General features: G+C 43.7%; 15 protein-coding genes. All 15 read right to left on the bottom strand.

The features are described from left to right. Positions 1 to 8: 8 nt before the first annotated feature. Positions 9 to 716: an NUDIX hydrolase gene (locus OGM16_14830; GenBank protein ID UYJ46059.1), complete on the bottom strand. Its 708-nt coding sequence runs from the start codon at positions 714 to 716 to the stop codon at positions 9 to 11. A 35-nt stretch (positions 717 to 751) separates the two neighbouring features. Beyond that, a complete protein-coding gene (cobA, locus tag OGM16_14825) occupies positions 752 to 2,266 on the bottom strand; it encodes a uroporphyrinogen-III C-methyltransferase (protein UYJ46058.1) in 1,515 nt (504 codons plus the stop codon). Further along, on the bottom strand, positions 2,263 to 3,213 hold the full coding sequence (gene hemC, locus OGM16_14820) for a hydroxymethylbilane synthase (GenBank protein ID UYJ46057.1): 951 nt from the start codon (positions 3,211 to 3,213) through the stop codon (positions 2,263 to 2,265). Before hemC ends, cobA begins: the two co-directional genes overlap by 4 nt. 52 nt (positions 3,214 to 3,265) lie before the next feature. Further along, positions 3,266 to 3,913, bottom strand: coding sequence for a bifunctional precorrin-2 dehydrogenase/sirohydrochlorin ferrochelatase (locus OGM16_14815; protein ID UYJ46056.1), 648 nt, complete (start codon positions 3,911 to 3,913; stop codon positions 3,266 to 3,268). Continuing rightward, positions 3,913 to 5,544, bottom strand: coding sequence for a D-alanyl-D-alanine carboxypeptidase (locus OGM16_14810; protein UYJ48477.1), 1,632 nt, complete (start codon positions 5,542 to 5,544; stop codon positions 3,913 to 3,915). The genes OGM16_14815 and OGM16_14810 overlap by 1 nt, the downstream gene beginning before the upstream one ends. A gap of 20 nt (positions 5,545 to 5,564) precedes the next feature. Beyond that, complete coding sequence (locus OGM16_14805; protein UYJ48476.1) at positions 5,565 to 6,428, bottom strand: DUF368 domain-containing protein; 864 nt, start codon at positions 6,426 to 6,428, stop codon at positions 5,565 to 5,567. Positions 6,429 to 6,582: 154 nt separating this feature from the next. Next, the gene (locus tag OGM16_14800; GenBank protein UYJ46055.1) at positions 6,583 to 6,918 is read right to left on the bottom strand and encodes a P-II family nitrogen regulator; all 336 of its coding nucleotides are present in this window, start codon (positions 6,916 to 6,918) and stop codon (positions 6,583 to 6,585) included. Between the two features lie 7 nt (positions 6,919 to 6,925). Further along, on the bottom strand, positions 6,926 to 7,585 hold the full coding sequence (locus OGM16_14795; GenBank protein ID UYJ46054.1) for a hypothetical protein: 660 nt from the start codon (positions 7,583 to 7,585) through the stop codon (positions 6,926 to 6,928). 310 nt (positions 7,586 to 7,895) lie between these two features. Next, positions 7,896 to 8,189: a hypothetical protein gene (locus OGM16_14790; GenBank protein UYJ46053.1), complete on the bottom strand. Its 294-nt coding sequence runs from the start codon at positions 8,187 to 8,189 to the stop codon at positions 7,896 to 7,898. A 33-nt stretch (positions 8,190 to 8,222) separates the two neighbouring features. Beyond that, the gene (locus OGM16_14785) at positions 8,223 to 8,783 is read right to left on the bottom strand and encodes a DUF4297 domain-containing protein (protein ID UYJ46052.1); all 561 of its coding nucleotides are present in this window, start codon (positions 8,781 to 8,783) and stop codon (positions 8,223 to 8,225) included. A gap of 37 nt (positions 8,784 to 8,820) precedes the next feature. Next, positions 8,821 to 10,083: a chloride channel protein gene (locus tag OGM16_14780; protein ID UYJ46051.1), complete on the bottom strand. Its 1,263-nt coding sequence runs from the start codon at positions 10,081 to 10,083 to the stop codon at positions 8,821 to 8,823. Between the two features lie 95 nt (positions 10,084 to 10,178). Continuing rightward, on the bottom strand, positions 10,179 to 11,411 hold the full coding sequence (ilvA, locus tag OGM16_14775) for a threonine ammonia-lyase (GenBank protein ID UYJ46050.1): 1,233 nt from the start codon (positions 11,409 to 11,411) through the stop codon (positions 10,179 to 10,181). A 59-nt stretch (positions 11,412 to 11,470) separates the two neighbouring features. After that, on the bottom strand, positions 11,471 to 12,403 hold the full coding sequence (gene ftsY, locus OGM16_14770) for a signal recognition particle-docking protein FtsY (protein ID UYJ46049.1): 933 nt from the start codon (positions 12,401 to 12,403) through the stop codon (positions 11,471 to 11,473). A 41-nt stretch (positions 12,404 to 12,444) separates the two neighbouring features. Then, positions 12,445 to 16,008: a chromosome segregation protein SMC gene (gene smc, locus OGM16_14765; protein ID UYJ46048.1), complete on the bottom strand. Its 3,564-nt coding sequence runs from the start codon at positions 16,006 to 16,008 to the stop codon at positions 12,445 to 12,447. Beyond that, positions 15,999 to 16,697, bottom strand: a complete 699-nt coding sequence (gene rnc, locus OGM16_14760; GenBank protein UYJ46047.1) for a ribonuclease III — start codon at positions 16,695 to 16,697, stop codon at positions 15,999 to 16,001. The genes smc and rnc overlap by 10 nt, the downstream gene beginning before the upstream one ends. Between the last annotated feature and the right edge of the window lie 110 nt (positions 16,698 to 16,807).

Genomic DNA, 16,807 nt, shown 5'->3' with positions numbered 1-16,807 from the left:
AATCTGTTTTACTTCCCTTCCAGCTGGCCCTTAAGGTAAAGGAGCGCGTTGGTGATAATGCAGCCGTGGTCTACGGCGATACCATTTGATTCTAATAAATGATAGGATTCTTCCTTGATCAGCGGATGACCAGAGTGTGTGATCTCTACTTTTGCAGAAACAGCAATGTCCTGTTCCTTATTGGTCAGTGACAGTTCCCAGATCTCAGAAGAAGAATGATCTTCTTTTTCTTCTGTACTTAAAAGCTTTAGATCAATATCCAGCCACTGGGCATCTTTTGCATCGTCTGCAGCCTGTACCTTTAAATCTCCTTCTACTAAAGCAAGATAAGAGGTGGTGATGATACGCCATCTTGGATCGCGCTGCCACTCACCCCAGGTACGCATCTGGCGTAAAGGCAGTCCTTTTACACAGGTCTCTTCTTCCAGTTCTCTGGCAGCCCCTTCGCTGATGTCTTCTTTCAGTTCTACGAAACCACCCGGTGTTGCCCAGAAACCGATGCTTGGATGATTGCTGCGCTTTACCATAAGGACTTTTAACGGCTGTCCCCAGTGAGTCAGTTTTTCTTCACACCTGACTACTACGATATCTGCTGTATTGCACAGGCTTTCATATTTGGCCGGATTATAATGCTCCAGAAATTCCTCTAATGACTGTCCTGCCCTGTTCTTTTCACCTGTTCCGTAAAATCCCTTTAAATCACTTAAAAATGCCATAATAAAAATGCCTCCTTCGTTTTTGATGTACTCTTTTACTGAGTTTTTTCCTGGGTAAGCCTCTTTATAATGCCCGGGATATCAAAAGATCCAGCTTCCATATCCGGCGTTATCCCTGCTTCTTTTAATGCGTCACTGGTCACCGGCCCGATGGCTAATACAGCTGTGGTTTCCGGGATTGTAAATTTCTTTAAAAAGCTTTTTACACCAGATGCACTGCCAAAGACCAGATGGGTGCATTGTGAAAGAAGCATATCATCTGCAAGAGGTTTCCCTTTTACATGATACAACGCCAGATCTTTATAAAAAATAGCTTGTTTTTCTAATTCTTTGCTCAATTTTATACTGCCGTTTCTAGAACGAGCCAGGAGGACGCGGTCAGAAGGAGTTAAAACTTTTATAAGCTCTTTTGCCAGGCTTTCACTGCAATATTTTTCCGGCATCAGATCCGCATAAAAACCATGGGCCTGTAAAGCCTGTCTGGTTGCTTTTCCGATCACTGCGAAACGCAGTTTTCCTAAAAGACGCAGATCCCCCTGTTCTTTGTTTAAAAATGTATCAAAAAAAAGTTCTACTCCGTTTACACTGGTAAAAACCAGCCAGGTAAAGCCGGGTTTTTCTTTTAAAAGGCAGGTAAGCGAGGTTTCCTTTAAGGTTTTCTCTGCAATGACCTCCATTTCCATAACAGGGATGGTTTTTGCTCCCTGGGCTTTTAAGGCAGTTTCCAACCGGTTAGTAAAGGAGGCAGTACCGGTTATTCCAATTGTAAGTCCTGTTAAGGGTTTCGTATCTGTTTTTATTGCCTGATCCTGTGTTTTATCTGGTAAAAGATCAAAAGCAGCTGTTTCCCCTACTACAATGATGGCTGGTGTTTTGATCTCTGCTTTTACCGTCTGTTCATAAATGGTTTTAAGTGTGCCCCTTATTACCCGCTGGCTGTTAAGGGAACCGTCTTCGATCACTGCTGTCGGTGTATTTGCTGGTTTTCCGCCTTTTATCAGGCCTGCTGAAATGGTATTCAGGTTGTTCAGTCCCATAAGAAATACCAGGGTTCCTTCACAGGCTCCGTAGGAAGCCAGTTCTTTTTCTGACTGGGCGCCTTTTAAGGTGTGACCGGTGATCACATGAAAGCTGCGGCTTACATTTCTGTGAGTTACAGGAATCCCCGCCAGTTCCGGCACTGCAACACAGGAAGTGATACCGGGAACTACCTCCCAGCTGATCCCATGTTCCCTTAATGCCAGGATTTCTTCTGAACCGCGGCCAAATACAAAGGAATCACCGCCTTTTAAACGGACTACTTTTAAGCCTTCTGAGGCCAGCTTAATAAGCAGCTCATTGATCTGCTCCTGTTTCATGAAATGATGACCGGCCTGCTTGCCTACATACAGAATACGGCAGTGGGATGGAACCCAGGAAAGAAAGGCAGTAGATGCCAGATGATCATAAACCACTGCATCGCAGTCTTCCAGGATCTGTTTGCCTTTTAATGTGATCAGCCGGGGATCTCCGGGACCTGCGCCAACGAGATAAACAAAGCCTTTTTTCATTCTCGTCCCAATCCTTTCCTGATTTCTTTTATCATACGCCAAAGCTCATTTTTCTCACAAGAGCCTGTGATGCAGATATGTTTTACTCCATCACCAGATGGGCCGGAAACAGCCCCTGCAGCCTGAAGAATGAGTTTATTTTCTTCTATCCGGGCGTATACGCCAATAGGTTCGTGGCAGCCTGCATTTAAGGAGGCCAGTACCCCACGCTCTGCATTCAGACAGATATGGGCATTAGGGACATCTATTTTTTCACAAAGTCTGGCAGCAGGACTTCCCTCTTTAACTTCTACAGCTAGGATCCCCTGGCCACCGGCGGGAATAAAATGCTCAGGATCTAAGGGATAAAAACACAGGTCATCACTTTCTGTTATCCCCAGTCTTGCAAGTCCCGCCTGTGCTAGGATAATACCGTCATAAAGACCATCTTTCAATTTCTTTAATCGGGTATGCACATTTCCACGCAAAGTTTCAAAAGTCAGTTCCGGAGCCGGGCCAGACCCGTTTACTTTCCATAAATACTCCCAATATTCCTTGAAGAAACATTGTCTTCTTGGACTGGAAGTTCCTACAACAAAAGAATTTCCCTTTAAATGATCCAGTTTTGTGTCTTTTCTGGTCAGTAATACATCTCCCGGATATTCCCGTGTGGATACCGCAGCAATGCAAAGACCATTATCCAGCTTTGCAGGCATGTCCTTGGCACTGTGGACTGCCAGGTCGATCTGTCCACTTAAAAGGGCTTCTTCTAATTCTGATACGAAAACACCCTTTCCGCCAAAGGACTGCAAGGGGCTTGTAAGGTTTTTATCTCCCAGTGTGTCGGAAGTAATGATCTTAGTTTTCAGATCCGGGTATGCCTCTTTTAAAAGACGTTCTATGATATAGGTCTGTTTCAGTGCGAGTTCACTTTTTCGGCTTCCGATCCGTAATGTATAGTCTGTCATATTGTTCCTCGTTAAAATTTATTTTGTTGCTTTCAAAAAAATCTGGTTTTTATCATTCCTGGTTTCTATATTTCAGGATAATCTGCCGGATCTGATCTTCCTTTAAAGTTTTCTCCTGATCCAGTGCCAGTTCTGCCAGTTCTGTAAAAACAGCGGCTCTCTTTGTGGAAAGATCCGGAAAAAGGGAAAAAATCTCTTTTCTCAGGTTTCCCAGCTGTTCTGCAATACCTTCTGTCTGCTCCGGCAGCACCTGTTTCATACGGTCTTTTAAAAGTCTGGTAAGAACGGGGCTTGCGCCTCCACTGGAAATAGCAACAGTTACCGGTCCTTTTTTTATCATAGACGGGAAGATGAAACTGCATCTGTCCTTTACATCTACTACATTGACAGGTATTTTGTTTTCACGGCAGTAAGCAGAGATCTGGTTGTTTAAAGCTTCGTCTGATAAAGCAGCGATTACAAAGTCGGCCTCCTTTATATCCTCTATGGAAAAAAGCCGTCTGTTAAGCTGCAGACGGCCCTGAGTGCGGAAAGTATCCTTGCATAAGGCTTCCAGCTCAGCGTTAAAATCCAGTGCAATAACTCTGATACACACACCAAAAGGAAGCAGGTCACATACCTTGCGGTATGCAACCTTTCCTCCTCCTGCAATGACACACAGTTTTCCTTCAATATCCATATAGAAGGGAAAATATCCCATTACTTGTCCTCCTTGGGATCGTTATCTTCTTCAAAAGAGTCATTCTGGATCTCATCCATTTCCTCAGACGTTTTATCTGGCTCGTCCTCTTCATCCAGATAAGGTTCAATGACATCATTTTCAGCTTCTTCTATTTCTTCCTCATCCGGTTCCGGCAGAGGACGTTCTTTTAAAGCATTTTTACGCTCATTTACAAGGCGTTCAAATTCTTCTTCACTGCATCCCATATCAGCCAGTCTCTTGCGGCGCTTCTCGCGAAGGATGCGCATGCGCTCTTCTTCTTTCTTTCTCTGGATCATGATCCAGGAAATGAGCAATACCACCAGAAGAACTGCTGCAACTATTCCAACTGTGATCCAGGCACCCTTTGTCAGTTTCAAAGGTTTTTTATCTTTCTTTGCATCTTTCACGTCAGATGGCGTACCGTTTTTATTATCATCTGTAGTATTTGTTTCGGCAGGATCAGTATTTTCTGTACTTTCGCTGCTTTCATCAGAAGCAGCGGCTGAAACTGCATTTGTGCTGTAGAGCCAGGCAACACCGATCTGGCGGTCATTGTATGTATAGATAAGACGTCCTACAGCTCCCTCAGGATGGCTTGCAGGTATCTCTGTCTGAAGATACTGGTCTGCATCGGAAAACTGGGCATCATTTGGCAGAGTGATCACTGCTTTCTCATCTAAATACAGGTCAGATGGCTTATAGGCCGTATCACCAATGGTCACAGGATCATCTCCTGTTACATAGGCAGTTTCATTTTCTGCTACAGAAACATTTTTAAAACGGGCAAAACCGAAATCCAGGATGGTTTTTGTATCTGAATAATGGGTTCTCTGGGTACTCTTTAAAGTAACAGCTACCTGGCGGCGGTCATCCTGTTTGGCATAAGTAACTAAGGTCTGTCCGGCAAGGGAGGTATAACCTGTCTTTCCCGCAACAGCACTTGGATAGTAATTTTCATCCTCAGAATTATCTGTTACTACCAGTTTATGCTCCATAGAATAGGTCCTGCCGTTTGGATTGTTGATGGTAGGCGGCAGTGTGGCACTAGTAGATGAACAGATCTCTAATAAAGCAGGATTATTAAAAACAGCTGACCCGATCTGGGCCATGTCGTAAGCAGAAGTAAGCTGCTCAGGATCATTTAAACCAGATGGATTTACGAAATGGCTTTCGCGGCATCCTAAAGAAGCCGCAGTTTCATTCATCATGCCGGCAAAAGCTTCTCTGCTGCCTGCCACATGCTCTGCCAGTGCATTGGCAGCCTGGTTAGAGGACTGAAGGAGCATAACATACAGGCAGTCTTTTACAGAAAGGACATCCCCCTCTTCTAACTGCAGCTTATTTCCACTTCCATCCTCTACATTATAAACAGCATCATGGGAGAATGTTACCTGGTCATCCATGGAGGCATTTTCCACTACTACCAGAGCTGTAAGCAGCTTTGTAATGCTGGCGGGGTATTTCTGCACATGGATATTCTGGGCAAATAAAACGGCTCCGGAGTCCATATCCATAACAATCCCGGCTTCTGACTGGCAGCCTGTATCAAGAGGCCAGTCCGGCTTTGCAAAAGCACATAAGGATATAGTAAAGAGGCTGACAGCGCAGGTAAGCACCAGTAAGCCCATTCGTTTCAGCTGTTTTAACATCATTTTCTTCCTCCATCCTGTTTTTCAAGGTGTGTTTTCAAAAACTCCAAAGCCCCTAATATCACAGCACCCAGGATAAAGAACCCAATATGGAAGGTGGAAATGTTCATAGGAGGCTGCGGTACATCTAAAGTTGTAGGCCCCTGGATAATGGCATATAAAGAACCGATCATCAGTCCTAAAATCATATAAATAGTCTGGGAACGGTAATTAGCCAGACAGTTCTTAATGATCCTGATAATGGCAATGATGCCTGTAAGCACTCCCAGACCAAAGATCACAAGAACCGGAAAATAGGAAAAGTTTAAATGCATAAATTCATGGATCGCATTGATTACCGGTACGTAAAGGCCAAAGATCAAAAGCAGGGTAGAACCGGAAATTCCCGGAAGCACCATGGCGGTAATGGCAACCATGGCTGCAAAAAACAGGTAAAGCCCAAGGCCTACAGTCAGATGCTCAAAATTTACAGAGATCCCGTCTCTATTTGAAGTATTAAAATAAGAAATACAAAATACCAGAACTGTGCCGGCCAGAGTAAAAATAAGGCAGCCGGCTTTTCCATGTATACTGTCCCACTCTTCTTTTACTACCAGGGGAATGGCAAACAAAGTAAGACCCAGGAATACAGAACTGATCTCATAGATGTGTGCCTGAAACAGAGAAGAAAGGACCATAACAGAAGCACCAAAGCCGATGACCCATCCAATTCCCAGTTTAATAAGAAAAATAAGGGCTGCTTTGCGCTTTGTATTGTCCTTTCCGATCATATCGTTTAAAGAATTAATAAATTCATCATAAAAACCAAGTAAAAAAGCAATGGTTCCGCCTGAAACACCTGGAACACTGTCAGCCAGTGCCATGCAGAAACCCCGTACTGCATTTAATAGCATAAAAACTCCTCCTGAAACATGCTGGTTAAAAAGCTTTCTGCTTTCGCCTTAAGAAAAGCTTTCTGTGAACCATTATACATGAAACAGGAGGAAATTCAAGTGAAATGTACTTTATAAGGGGGTTTCAATCACACTGAAGAGCATCATATCCCTCTTCTCCGGTACGCACCTTTACCACATTTTCTACATCATAGACAAAGATCTTTCCGTCGCCGATGTGACCGGTATAAAGTACTTTTTTTGCAAGAGAGATCACATCTTCTACAGGTACTTTACTTACTACAACCTCTAATTTGATCTTTGGAAGAAGGGCAGCTTCTTCTACTTTAATACCTCTGTAATAATTGGTATGTCCTTTCTGGGTTCCACAGCCCATGACCTGTGTTATAGTCATACCGGTTACTCCAAGCTCTGTCAGGGCTTCTTTTAAAGCTACAAAACGGCTCTGGTTAAAGATCATGACCACTTTAGTAAGCTTGGCACCGGCTGTATTTGTGGAAGCAGCAGCTGCAGAACCAGAGGATAAATACGCCTAAAGCGCCAAGAGTTAAGCTATGTCCAAGGATTGCTTTTGGCTTTCCGTTTTTATCGTATTTTCCGATCCTCGGTCCCAGGATCTTTGCACCAATAAAAGCTGCAACACCACCACACATATGAACAGCGGTAGAACCTGCAAAATCATGGAAGCCTAACTGGGCCAGCCAGCCACCTCCCCAGATCCAGTGACCGGAGATAGGATAAACAACTGCACTGATCACTGCACTGTAAATACAGTAAGAAATGAATTTTGCACGCTCTGCCATAGCACCGGAAACAATGGTTGCTGCTGTGGCACAGAATACAGTCTGGAAGATCAGATATGCAGGAAGGATGGCACTGTAGTCACCTCTTACAAAAGGATCGAAGCCACCGATCAGGGCACCGCTGCCTGCAAACATGATACCAAAACCGGTGATCCAGTAAAGGGGGGTTCCAATGGCAAAGTCCATAAGGTTCTTCATAATGATGTTGCCTGCATTTTTCGCCCTTGTAAATCCAGTCTCAACCATGGCAAAACCAGCCTGCATGAAAAATACCAGAGCTGCGCCTACAAGGACCCATATTGTGTTAACTGCTGAAAATTCCATAATATTGCCTCCTCATACATACATGTTCTTCCGGAATCTTTCTGTGTCTGATCTTGTGGGACTCCGATAGAACATATTAATGCAAAAAGGTGCATTGCCCGCCGGTACCTGGCTTTGGCAATGCACCTCTTTGTGCAAAACTGTTCTTACGTAAAAACTAATTTTAATGCGCAAAAAGCACCGGGGATTAAGCACCGGCGCTTTCTATGTGGCTCATTATATGGGCAAAAAAATAGAATGTCAACAGAAAATTGAAATTTTGTTAATAAAGCAGAAATTTTCAAAAAACTTTTCCTGGACTTTGGCATTTTTACAGACGGCTGACCTTTTTCCATCGTGGAAGCTCTGACTCATACCGTTCATTGATCCAGTCTACTCCCTTTGCAATGCCATCTGCATCAAAAGAACATTCTAAAAATTCTTTTTCTTCCTCTGGTGTGCAGTCAAAACTATAAGGCTCCGGCCATACGCTGACCCGGAGAATGGGGGCGTCCGCTCCTTCTTTTTCAAATTTTTCCATGCGAAAACGCATGCCTTTGCAGCTGCCTGTGTATTTTTCTTTTTTTAAGAAATTCACAGGCATAAAATCCTTTAACTGAAGCATAAAATAATCTCCTACAGGTGTGATTTAGCCCCATTATTCGTGATAACTTAATTCCATTAAATTGGTCACGATATTTGTGCAGTCCTCATCGGAAATATCAGATGCAGTATACAAAGTATAACCTGTGCTGCCCCAGGACCAGGATGCCAGTCTTCCGCCGCTTTCTGTGGTTTTTACCTGGGCTTCACCTGCTGCATCCCCGGATTTCCAGCTTACAACCAGAATATCATCTTTGAAGCGCTCAAAAATACCGGCAAAATCTTCAGCAGTGTTGGAAGCACGATAACAATAAGAAACTCCATTTTCACTAAAAGAAATCTCAGCCACCTCGCCGTTTATAATAAAAAACTGCTTATTTTCCCCGTCTGCCGGAGCGACCATATGGACACCCATAGCTTCAAAATCCTGCTCATTCCCCACCTCTTCCATTGGATTCGGGATAGATGCTGTTTCGGCTTCTGTTGGGGCGACTGTGGTTTCCTGGGCTGAGGTCTCTTTCACTTTGGAAGAAGAACAACCGGAAAGCTGGGTAAGAACAAGACCTGCTGTAAGGCTTACAAAAATTATATAATTTCGTTTTTTCACGTTTATCATCTCCTGTTTTCTATTCAACCGGACTGCTAAGAATCAGTTATTTATTAGACCTGCGGTTGATAAATTCTGTTTTTGTTTTGGAATATACGAATTTCTGGCTGGCATACAGTCCATAATAGCCGGATAAAGCAAAAGAAACAGCAATGGCAATAGAATAATATTCCATTCCCTCATACCCAAACAGCTCCAGTGCGATCACTAAAGAAGTGATCGGGCAGTTGGTCACACCTGCAAACATGGCAGTCATAGCGCAGGCTGCACATAGAGAGGGGGCAAAACCGGTGATCTCACCAAAAGCACAGCCGAGCGTAGCGCCTACACACAAAGTAGGCACGATCTCACCGCCCTTAAAGCCGGCACCAAGGGCAATGGCAGTAAAAAGCATTTTTAAGATAAAAGCCTCATATCTGATCTCACCTTCCATGCTGCGCTCAATGAGAGGCATACTGCTGCCACAGTAATCTCTGGTACCTATAAGCAATGTCAGAAGGATAAAAATGGCACTGGCTGCAAGAATACGCACATAGGGATTGGGAAGGAGTTTTTTGTATGTATGCTCTGCACCGTGAAGCATTAGACAAAATACAATACTTACCACAGCACAGACGGCACTTAATAAAATGATCCATCCTACACTTGAAATATGTACAGGCGGAATAGACAACACAGTAAAATGTTCCCCTGGAAGGCCCATACACCTGGCAATCCCCACTCCTATAAAAGAAGAAAAGATACAGGGGACTAAAGCAGCATAATACAGAACGCCGATACTGATCACTTCCAGTGAGAAAATGGCAGCTGCCACTGGTGTTCCGAATAAGGCAGAAAATACAGCGCTCATGCCGCACATAATTGCGATCTTTTTATCCTTTTCATCCAAATGTATTACATTTCCGATCAGGCTTCCAAGGCTTCCACCAAGCTGAAGGGCTGCCCCCTCACGGCCGGAAGAACCGCCTGCAATGTGGGTCAGTATGGTAGAAATAAAGATCAATGGTCCTGTAGCCGGTGTAACATGCTCATTGGAAGAAATAGACTCAATGACCATATTAGTGCCCCGGTTTCCCTCTTCGTGAAAGGTATGGTAAAGCCATACAATGAGAATACCAGAAACAGGAAGAAAATAAAGCATCCATGGATGGGCCAGACGATAGTTTGTGGCAAAACTGACTCCCATGGAAAACAGGCTTCCAATCAGTCCTCCTATACCTCCGATCAAAAGTGCGATCAGACTCCATTTTGTAAAATAGCGCAGATTAGCAGTTAAAGAAGCCCTTGTTTCATCAGCAGAATGATTCATTTGTACAGATTCCCCTAATACTTCCTTTGTAAACGGACATAAGCGCATCTGACTTCTATTTCGTCCATCAGACACGCTTTTGCTCACAAAATTGCTTACATCTCGTTGTAAGCGCCTTTAAATTTTACAAGTTTTGGACGATATCCCGCATCTGTAAGAGCGGTAACGATCTGGTTCTTGTGGTCGGTACCAAATGCTTCCATGGTGATACGAAGCTCTACAGCAGCGTTTCTGTTGATGCTGATAAACTGGTTATGCTCCAGCTTGATGATATTGCCATGTTCTTTTGCAAGAAGTTCTGCTACCTTTGCCAGTTCGCCTGGTTTATCAGGAAGGAGAACAGATACAGTGAAGATCCTGTCTCTCTGGATCAGGCCATGCTGAACGATAGAAGACATAGTGATCACGTCCATATTTCCACCGCTTAGTATAGAAACTATTTTCTTTTTTTCCACATTTAAGTGCTTTAAGGCAGCTACAGTAAGAAGTCCTGAATTTTCTACGATCATCTTATGATTTTCTACCATATCCAGGAAAGCAACGATCAATTCGCTGTCTTCAATGGTAATGATGTCATCTACATTCTGCTGGATGTATGGGAAGAGTTTCTCACCAGGACGTTTTACTGCAGTACCATCTGCAATGGTATTTACCTGGGGAAGGGTCAATACATGTCCCTCTTTTAAAGATTCCTGCATGCAATTAGCACCTGCAGGTTCTACACCAATGACCTTGATCTTTGGATTTAACAGTTTTGCCAGAGTGGAAACGCCGGTACAGAGACCGCCGCCGCCGATGGGGACTAAAATATAATCTACTGTAGGAAGCTCTTTGATGATCTCCATGGCAATGGATCCCTGGCCTGTTGCAACTGCCAGGTCATCAAATGGATGTACAAAAGTATAACCATGCTCATCTGCCAGCTTATAAGCATATGCACATGCCTCATCAAATACATCACCTGCAAGAACAACCTCTGCCCCGTAGCCCTTGGTGCGGTTTACCTTGATCAGGGGAGTTGTTGTAGGCATGACTACGGTTGCCTTAACGCCAGCCAGTTTTGCTGCATATGCAACACCCTGTGCATGGTTTCCAGCAGAAGCGGTGATCAACCCTTTTGCCTTCTCTTCTTCTGTCAGCGTGCTGATCTTGTAGTAAGCACCTCTTACTTTATAAGCACCGGTATACTGCATGTTTTCCGGCTTGAAATATACTTTATTTCCGGTTTGTGCAGAAAAATATTCGCTATAGACCAGTTTTGTTTCCAGGGTGACCTCTTTAACGATTTCAGAGGCCTCTTCAAATTTTTCTAATGTGAGTTCTTCCATGCTAGTATTCTCCTAAAATTGATTATCATGTATAACTATAACACTTTATCCTGTTAAATTCAAGATTGTACATGAAACAGTGCGTTGACGAAATCATTTGCATCGAATTTCTGCAGATCATCAATCTTCTCGCCAATACCGATATATTTAACAGGGATTCCCAGTTCAGACTGGATGGCAACGGCAATACCTCCTTTTGCAGTACCGTCAAGCTTGGTAAGGATGATACCTGTGATATCAGCGACCTCCATAAACTGTTTTGCCTGTGCCAGTGCATTCTGTCCGGTGGTTCCGTCTAAAACAACTAAAGTCTCCCGATAAGCATCTGGATATTCCTTATCGATAATGCGGTTGATCTTCTTCAACTCTTCCATCAGATTTTTCTTGTTATGAAGACGGCCTGCTGTATCGCAGATCAGCACATCCGCTTTTCTGGATTTTGCAGCAGCTACAGCATCGTAGATAACAGCTGCCGGGTCAGAGCCTTCCTGCTGGGCGATAATATCAACACCGGCTCTGGTGGACCATTCTGTCAGCTGTTCAATAGCGGCAGCACGGAAAGTGTCTGCTGCAGCTAAAATAACTTTTTTGCCCTGGTCTTTTAACTGTCCGGCCAGTTTTCCTACAGAAGTAGTCTTTCCAACGCCATTGACACCGATCACCAGGACAACTGATTTTCTGTTTTCAAATTCATAGGCATTTTCACCCAGATCCATCTGGGATTTAATACTGTTGATCAGGATCTCTTTGCACTGTTCAGGATCCTTAATATGCTGCTCTTTTACTTTATTTCGCAAATCTTCTACAATGGCCATGGTAGTCTGGATCCCCAGATCTCCCATGATCAGTGTTTCCTCGATCTCCTCATAAAAATCATCATCAATGGCGGAAAATCCGCTGAAAATAGAATCGATCCCGGATACAATATTGTTTCGGGTCTTTGTAAGTCCTTCTACCAGTCGGCCAAAAAATCCTTTCTTACCTTCTGCCATAGGTCAGCTCCTCCTTCATATTGATATGTTCTCCCGTTTTTCTAATTTGTCAGACTGTCTTCTATAAGATTAACAGAAACAAGGGTGGAAATACCCTTCTCCTGCATGGTGATACCATAAAGACGGTCAGCAGCCATCATGGTACCTCGTCGGTGGGTGATCACGATAAACTGCGTGCTTTTGGTCAGCTTATGCAGATATCCTGCAAAACGGTCTACGTTTGAGTCATCTAACGCCGCCTCTATTTCGTCTAAAAGGCAGAATGGGGACGGTTTTAAATTCTGGATAGCAAACAGCAGGGAAATAGCAGTCAGTGCCTTTTCACCGCCGGAAAGCTGCATCATATTCTGAAGCTTCTTGCCAGGTGGCTGCGCAATGATCTGGATACCTGCTTCCAGGATATCTTCTCCTTCCAAAAGCTCTAAGGTACCGCGGCCACCGCCGAAAAGCTCCTTAAATACCTTGTCAAACTCAGCACGGATCTCGCGGAATTTCTCGTCAAACTGACGACGCATACCTGTATCCAGCTCTTCTATGATCTTTTCCAATTCTGCCTGTGCCATTACCAGGTCTTCATGCTGGGTACGCATAAACTCGTAGCGCTCTGACACTTCCTTGTAATCCTCAATGGCATTTACATTGATATTTCCAAGGGCCTTTATCTTCCCCTTTAATTCTTCAATCTGTCTGCGGATCTCAGGGAGAGAGGAAAAATCCTCTTTTTTAAGCTCTTTTGCCTGGCTTAAGGTCATTTCATATTCAGACCACATATAGGCAGCCAGATTTTCCAGATGCTCTTCCAGTTTTTCTGCCTGTGCCTGTACACGGAATAAGTCCTTATCAAGATCAGAAAGCCGGGCAGAGATATCTTCTCTTGTCTGGAACAGATTTTTTTGCTGCTTTGAAACAGCATCTTTTTCTTCAGAGATTTTGAGGATCCTCTCTTCTAACCGGCTGTTGTCTTCGCTGCTTGTATGGATCTGTTCCTGTATCTCTTTGATCCTTGCCTCTTTTTCTTCAATAGCACGTCTGGAGTCTTTTTTTCCCTCTTCCAGGGAAGAATCCTCTTCTTTTAACTTTTGTATCTCACCATTTACACGCTTTTCATTTTCACTGGTAAATGCCAGCTGCTGGTCTAAAGCAGCACATTCTAACTGCAGACTGGATAAATGAGAAGAATAGGTTTCCCTGTTTGTTTTTTCCTGCTCTAAAACATTTGTTTTTTCACTGATCAGGGCTTCTGACTCTTTGTTACGCTTTTCTAGTTTATCGGCTTCTTCTGTTAAGGACGAACGGCTCTGGTTGATCTCACGGATCTGTTCCTCTAACTGGGCATGTTCATTTACCAGATCTGTAGACGAATCAGCAATCTCATTTTTTTTGTTTTCAAGTGCTGAAATGTTTATGTGGATGGTATTTTCCTGTAATGCTAGCTGCTGTATTTCTTTTCTAAGTCGGTCTGCCTCTTCTTTTTTTTCGGAAGCTTCTGCTTCCTGAAGGCTTAATTCCTGTTGGATACTGTCTGCCTGTTTTAAATATCTGTTGCAGGAGTTTTCCAGTTCCTCGATCTCTCTGCGTCTTCCCAGAAGATTGCTGGTATTTTTAAAAGCGCCACCGGTCATGGATCCACCTGCATTTAAAAGTTCGCCTTCCAGTGTGACAATGCGCAGGCTATAATGATATTTTCTGGCAATACTAATAGCATGGTCAATGGTATCAGCTACTACTACGCGACCTAAAAGATAGCGGATCAGGCCTTCGTACTCCCCGGATGCCTGCACAAGACTGCTTGCAAGTCCTAAAACACCAGGTTCTTTTAATGCTTCCGGTTTTGGAAACGGTGACTGGTTCTTTCCTGCACTGGTAAGGGGAAGGAAGGTGGCACGACCGTATTTATTCTTTTTTAAGTATTCGATCAGCCTTTTCGCTGTTTCTTCAGAATCAGTGACAATATTTTGGATACTGCCGCCTAAAGCTGTCTCAATGGCAGTTTCATACTTTTTTTCTGTGCTGATGATATCAGCAACAACGCCCCGTATGCCGTGAATGCGGTCCTTTACTTCCATCACACGGCGGATACTGTTTCCATAGCCGTCATAGCGCTCTGCAAGATTTTTCAGGGATTCCAGTTTAGTATGTGCCATATGGTATTCCTGCTGGGTGTTGTTTAAGTTTTTATTTAACCGCTGGACTTCTTTCTGGGCAGTGTTCATAGCTTCTTCTGCCTCTTCGGCTGCAAACTGTGCAGTTTCTAACTGCTCCTGTATCCTGTTTAAAGAAGCTTTTTCCTGATTTATCTTTTCATCCTGGACAGATTCATCACTTTTAAAGCGGAGAAGCTTCTGTGAAACCTCACTGCGCCGCAAATTTACCTGCTCCAGCATAGTTTCATAGCGCTGCTGTCTGGCAGTAAGACCTGCTTTTTCATTTAATGCCTGGATAATGCCACTTTTTGCCTGTTCGATGACATTTTCTAAATCCTGGATCGTGTGATCTGCTTTTAACAGCTGTTCTTTAGCAGCTTCTAGCCGGTTTCCAGTATCATTTGCCTTTTCCTGTGCATTCTGCCGGTCTTTCTTGTAAGATGCCAGCTGCTCTTCATAATGAGCCAGATCTTTAGCAATAGCATCTTTACGGCTTTTATAATGCTCTTCGTTAGCCTCTTCTGTATGGATCTGTTCCCGGAGAACGTTGATCTGTCCTTCGTTGGTGCTTTTTGCCATAGCGGCCTCATTTAAGGCATTTCGGTTGGCAGTCAGTGTTTCATCCAGTTTAGACAGCTTTTCCTCTAATGCATCATATTCTTTTCGCAGATCATCAGCTTTTTTCTGGGTTTCTTCCACGTCTCCTGAAAGAAAGAGTCTGCGGTTTTCTACTGCTTTTAACTGCCCCTGAGTATTTTCTGTATCTAAAAGGAACTGGTTTGCTTCACATAGCTTTAATTCTTCTTTTAACTGAAGATACTCTCTTGCAGATTTTGACTGGCGTTCCAAGGGCCCCACCTGTTTTTCCAGCTCTGATAATATGTCATTTACCCGCACCAGATTGGCCTGCTCATCTTCTAACTTTTTCTGGGCAATGGATTTACGTCTCTTATATTTTACAATGCCTGCAGCCTCGTCAAAAAGTTCACGGCGATCTTCCGGTTTGCCGCTTAATATCTTGTCGATCTGTCCCTGTCCGATAATGGAATAGCCTTCTTTGCCGATACCTGTATCATAAAACAGCTCATTGATATCCTTCAGCCGGCAGGCACTGCCATTGATCATATACTCACTTTCACCGGAACGGTATAAACGCCTGGAAACTGTTACTTCATCGTAATCAATAGCCAGCTGATGATCTGCATTGTCCAGAGTTATGGCCACATAGGCAAACCCCTGGGGTTTTCTAAGCTCTGTACCGGAAAAGATTACATCCTGCATGCTGGCACCACGCAGCTGCTTAATACGCTGTTCACCTAATACCCAGCGGACAGCATCTGCAACATTGCTCTTTCCGCTTCCGTTTGGACCTACAATGCCGGTGATACCATTATGAAATTCAAAAAGCAGTTTATTGGCAAAGGATTTAAATCCCTGGATCTCAATGCTTTTTAAATACATGCTTCACCCGCCTTAAGTTTTAAAATACCATTGTAGGCAGCTAACTGCTCTGCTGCTTTCTTTGTACGGCCTTTTCCGCGGCCGACTTCTTTAGGACCTACAAGAGCACGTACCTCAAAGGACTTATTGTGATCAGGACCTTCTTCTTTCAGTATTTCATAGGTCAGTTCCCCGTCCTGACGCCCCTGTACGATCTCCTGTAAGATAGTCTTGCTATCATAAAAGAGCTGCTTATGTTCAATATCATTTAAGATGAACCTGTGAATGTACTCTTTTGCACTAGCAAAACCACCGTCCAGGTAAATGGCTCCGATAACAGCTTCCATAGCGTCTGAAACAACAGAATTGCGGTTCCTTCCTCCGGTAGCATCTTCACCTTTGCCTAAAAACAGATAGCTTCCCAGCTGGATATCTTCAGCGCAATATGCCAGTGTAGGTTCACATACGATGCTGGCTCTGATCTTGGTCAGATCGCCTTCTGGTTTATCAGTATATTTATGATAGAGAAAATCGCTGGTAACGATTTCAAGGACTGCATCGCCTAAAAATTCTAAACGCTCGTTACAGTGATTGTGGTCCAGGCGGTGTTCGTTTGCATAGGAACTATGAGTCAGCGCCTGTGTCAGTAAATTTTTGTCCTGAAAGTGATAAGAAATTTTATCTTCCAGTTCTTTTAACCGTATATTCATAATATCGTATCCTCCTTGCGGATGTAATGTTCTCCCGGAAATTTTATGCCGAAAGGACATTGTATAGCAACACAAAAGGGCTGTTATATAACAGCCCTGGATTCCTGCCA

The organism is Lachnospiraceae bacterium (genome assembly GCA_025758065.1).
Classification (GTDB): Bacteria; Bacillota; Clostridia; order Lachnospirales; family Lachnospiraceae; genus Enterocloster.
The sequence above is the reverse complement of the archived record's forward strand: the minus strand, read 5'-3'. Positions and strand labels throughout refer to the sequence as shown.

Coding starts and splice junctions, on each gene's coding strand:
- OGM16_14830 (UYJ46059.1), bottom strand. CDS start 716: ATGGCATTTTTAAGTGATTTAAAGGGATTTTACGGAACAGGTGAAAAG.
- cobA (UYJ46058.1), bottom strand. CDS start 2,266: ATGAAAAAAGGCTTTGTTTATCTCGTTGGCGCAGGTCCCGGAGATCCC.
- hemC (UYJ46057.1), bottom strand. CDS start 3,213: ATGACAGACTATACATTACGGATCGGAAGCCGAAAAAGTGAACTCGCA.
- OGM16_14815 (UYJ46056.1), bottom strand. CDS start 3,913: ATGGGATATTTTCCCTTCTATATGGATATTGAAGGAAAACTGTGTGTC.
- OGM16_14810 (UYJ48477.1), bottom strand. CDS start 5,544: ATGGGCTTACTGGTGCTTACCTGCGCTGTCAGCCTCTTTACTATATCC.
- OGM16_14805 (UYJ48476.1), bottom strand. CDS start 6,428: ATGGCACTGGCTGACAGTGTTCCAGGTGTTTCAGGCGGAACCATTGCT.
- OGM16_14800 (UYJ46055.1), bottom strand. CDS start 6,918: ATGATCTTTAACCAGAGCCGTTTTGTAGCTTTAAAAGAAGCCCTGACA.
- OGM16_14795 (UYJ46054.1), bottom strand. CDS start 7,585: ATGGAATTTTCAGCAGTTAACACAATATGGGTCCTTGTAGGCGCAGCT.
- OGM16_14790 (UYJ46053.1), bottom strand. CDS start 8,189: ATGCTTCAGTTAAAGGATTTTATGCCTGTGAATTTCTTAAAAAAAGAA.
- OGM16_14785 (UYJ46052.1), bottom strand. CDS start 8,783: ATGATAAACGTGAAAAAACGAAATTATATAATTTTTGTAAGCCTTACA.
- OGM16_14780 (UYJ46051.1), bottom strand. CDS start 10,083: ATGAATCATTCTGCTGATGAAACAAGGGCTTCTTTAACTGCTAATCTG.
- ilvA (UYJ46050.1), bottom strand. CDS start 11,411: ATGGAAGAACTCACATTAGAAAAATTTGAAGAGGCCTCTGAAATCGTT.
- ftsY (UYJ46049.1), bottom strand. CDS start 12,403: ATGGCAGAAGGTAAGAAAGGATTTTTTGGCCGACTGGTAGAAGGACTT.
- smc (UYJ46048.1), bottom strand. CDS start 16,008: ATGTATTTAAAAAGCATTGAGATCCAGGGATTTAAATCCTTTGCCAAT.
- rnc (UYJ46047.1), bottom strand. CDS start 16,697: ATGAATATACGGTTAAAAGAACTGGAAGATAAAATTTCTTATCACTTT.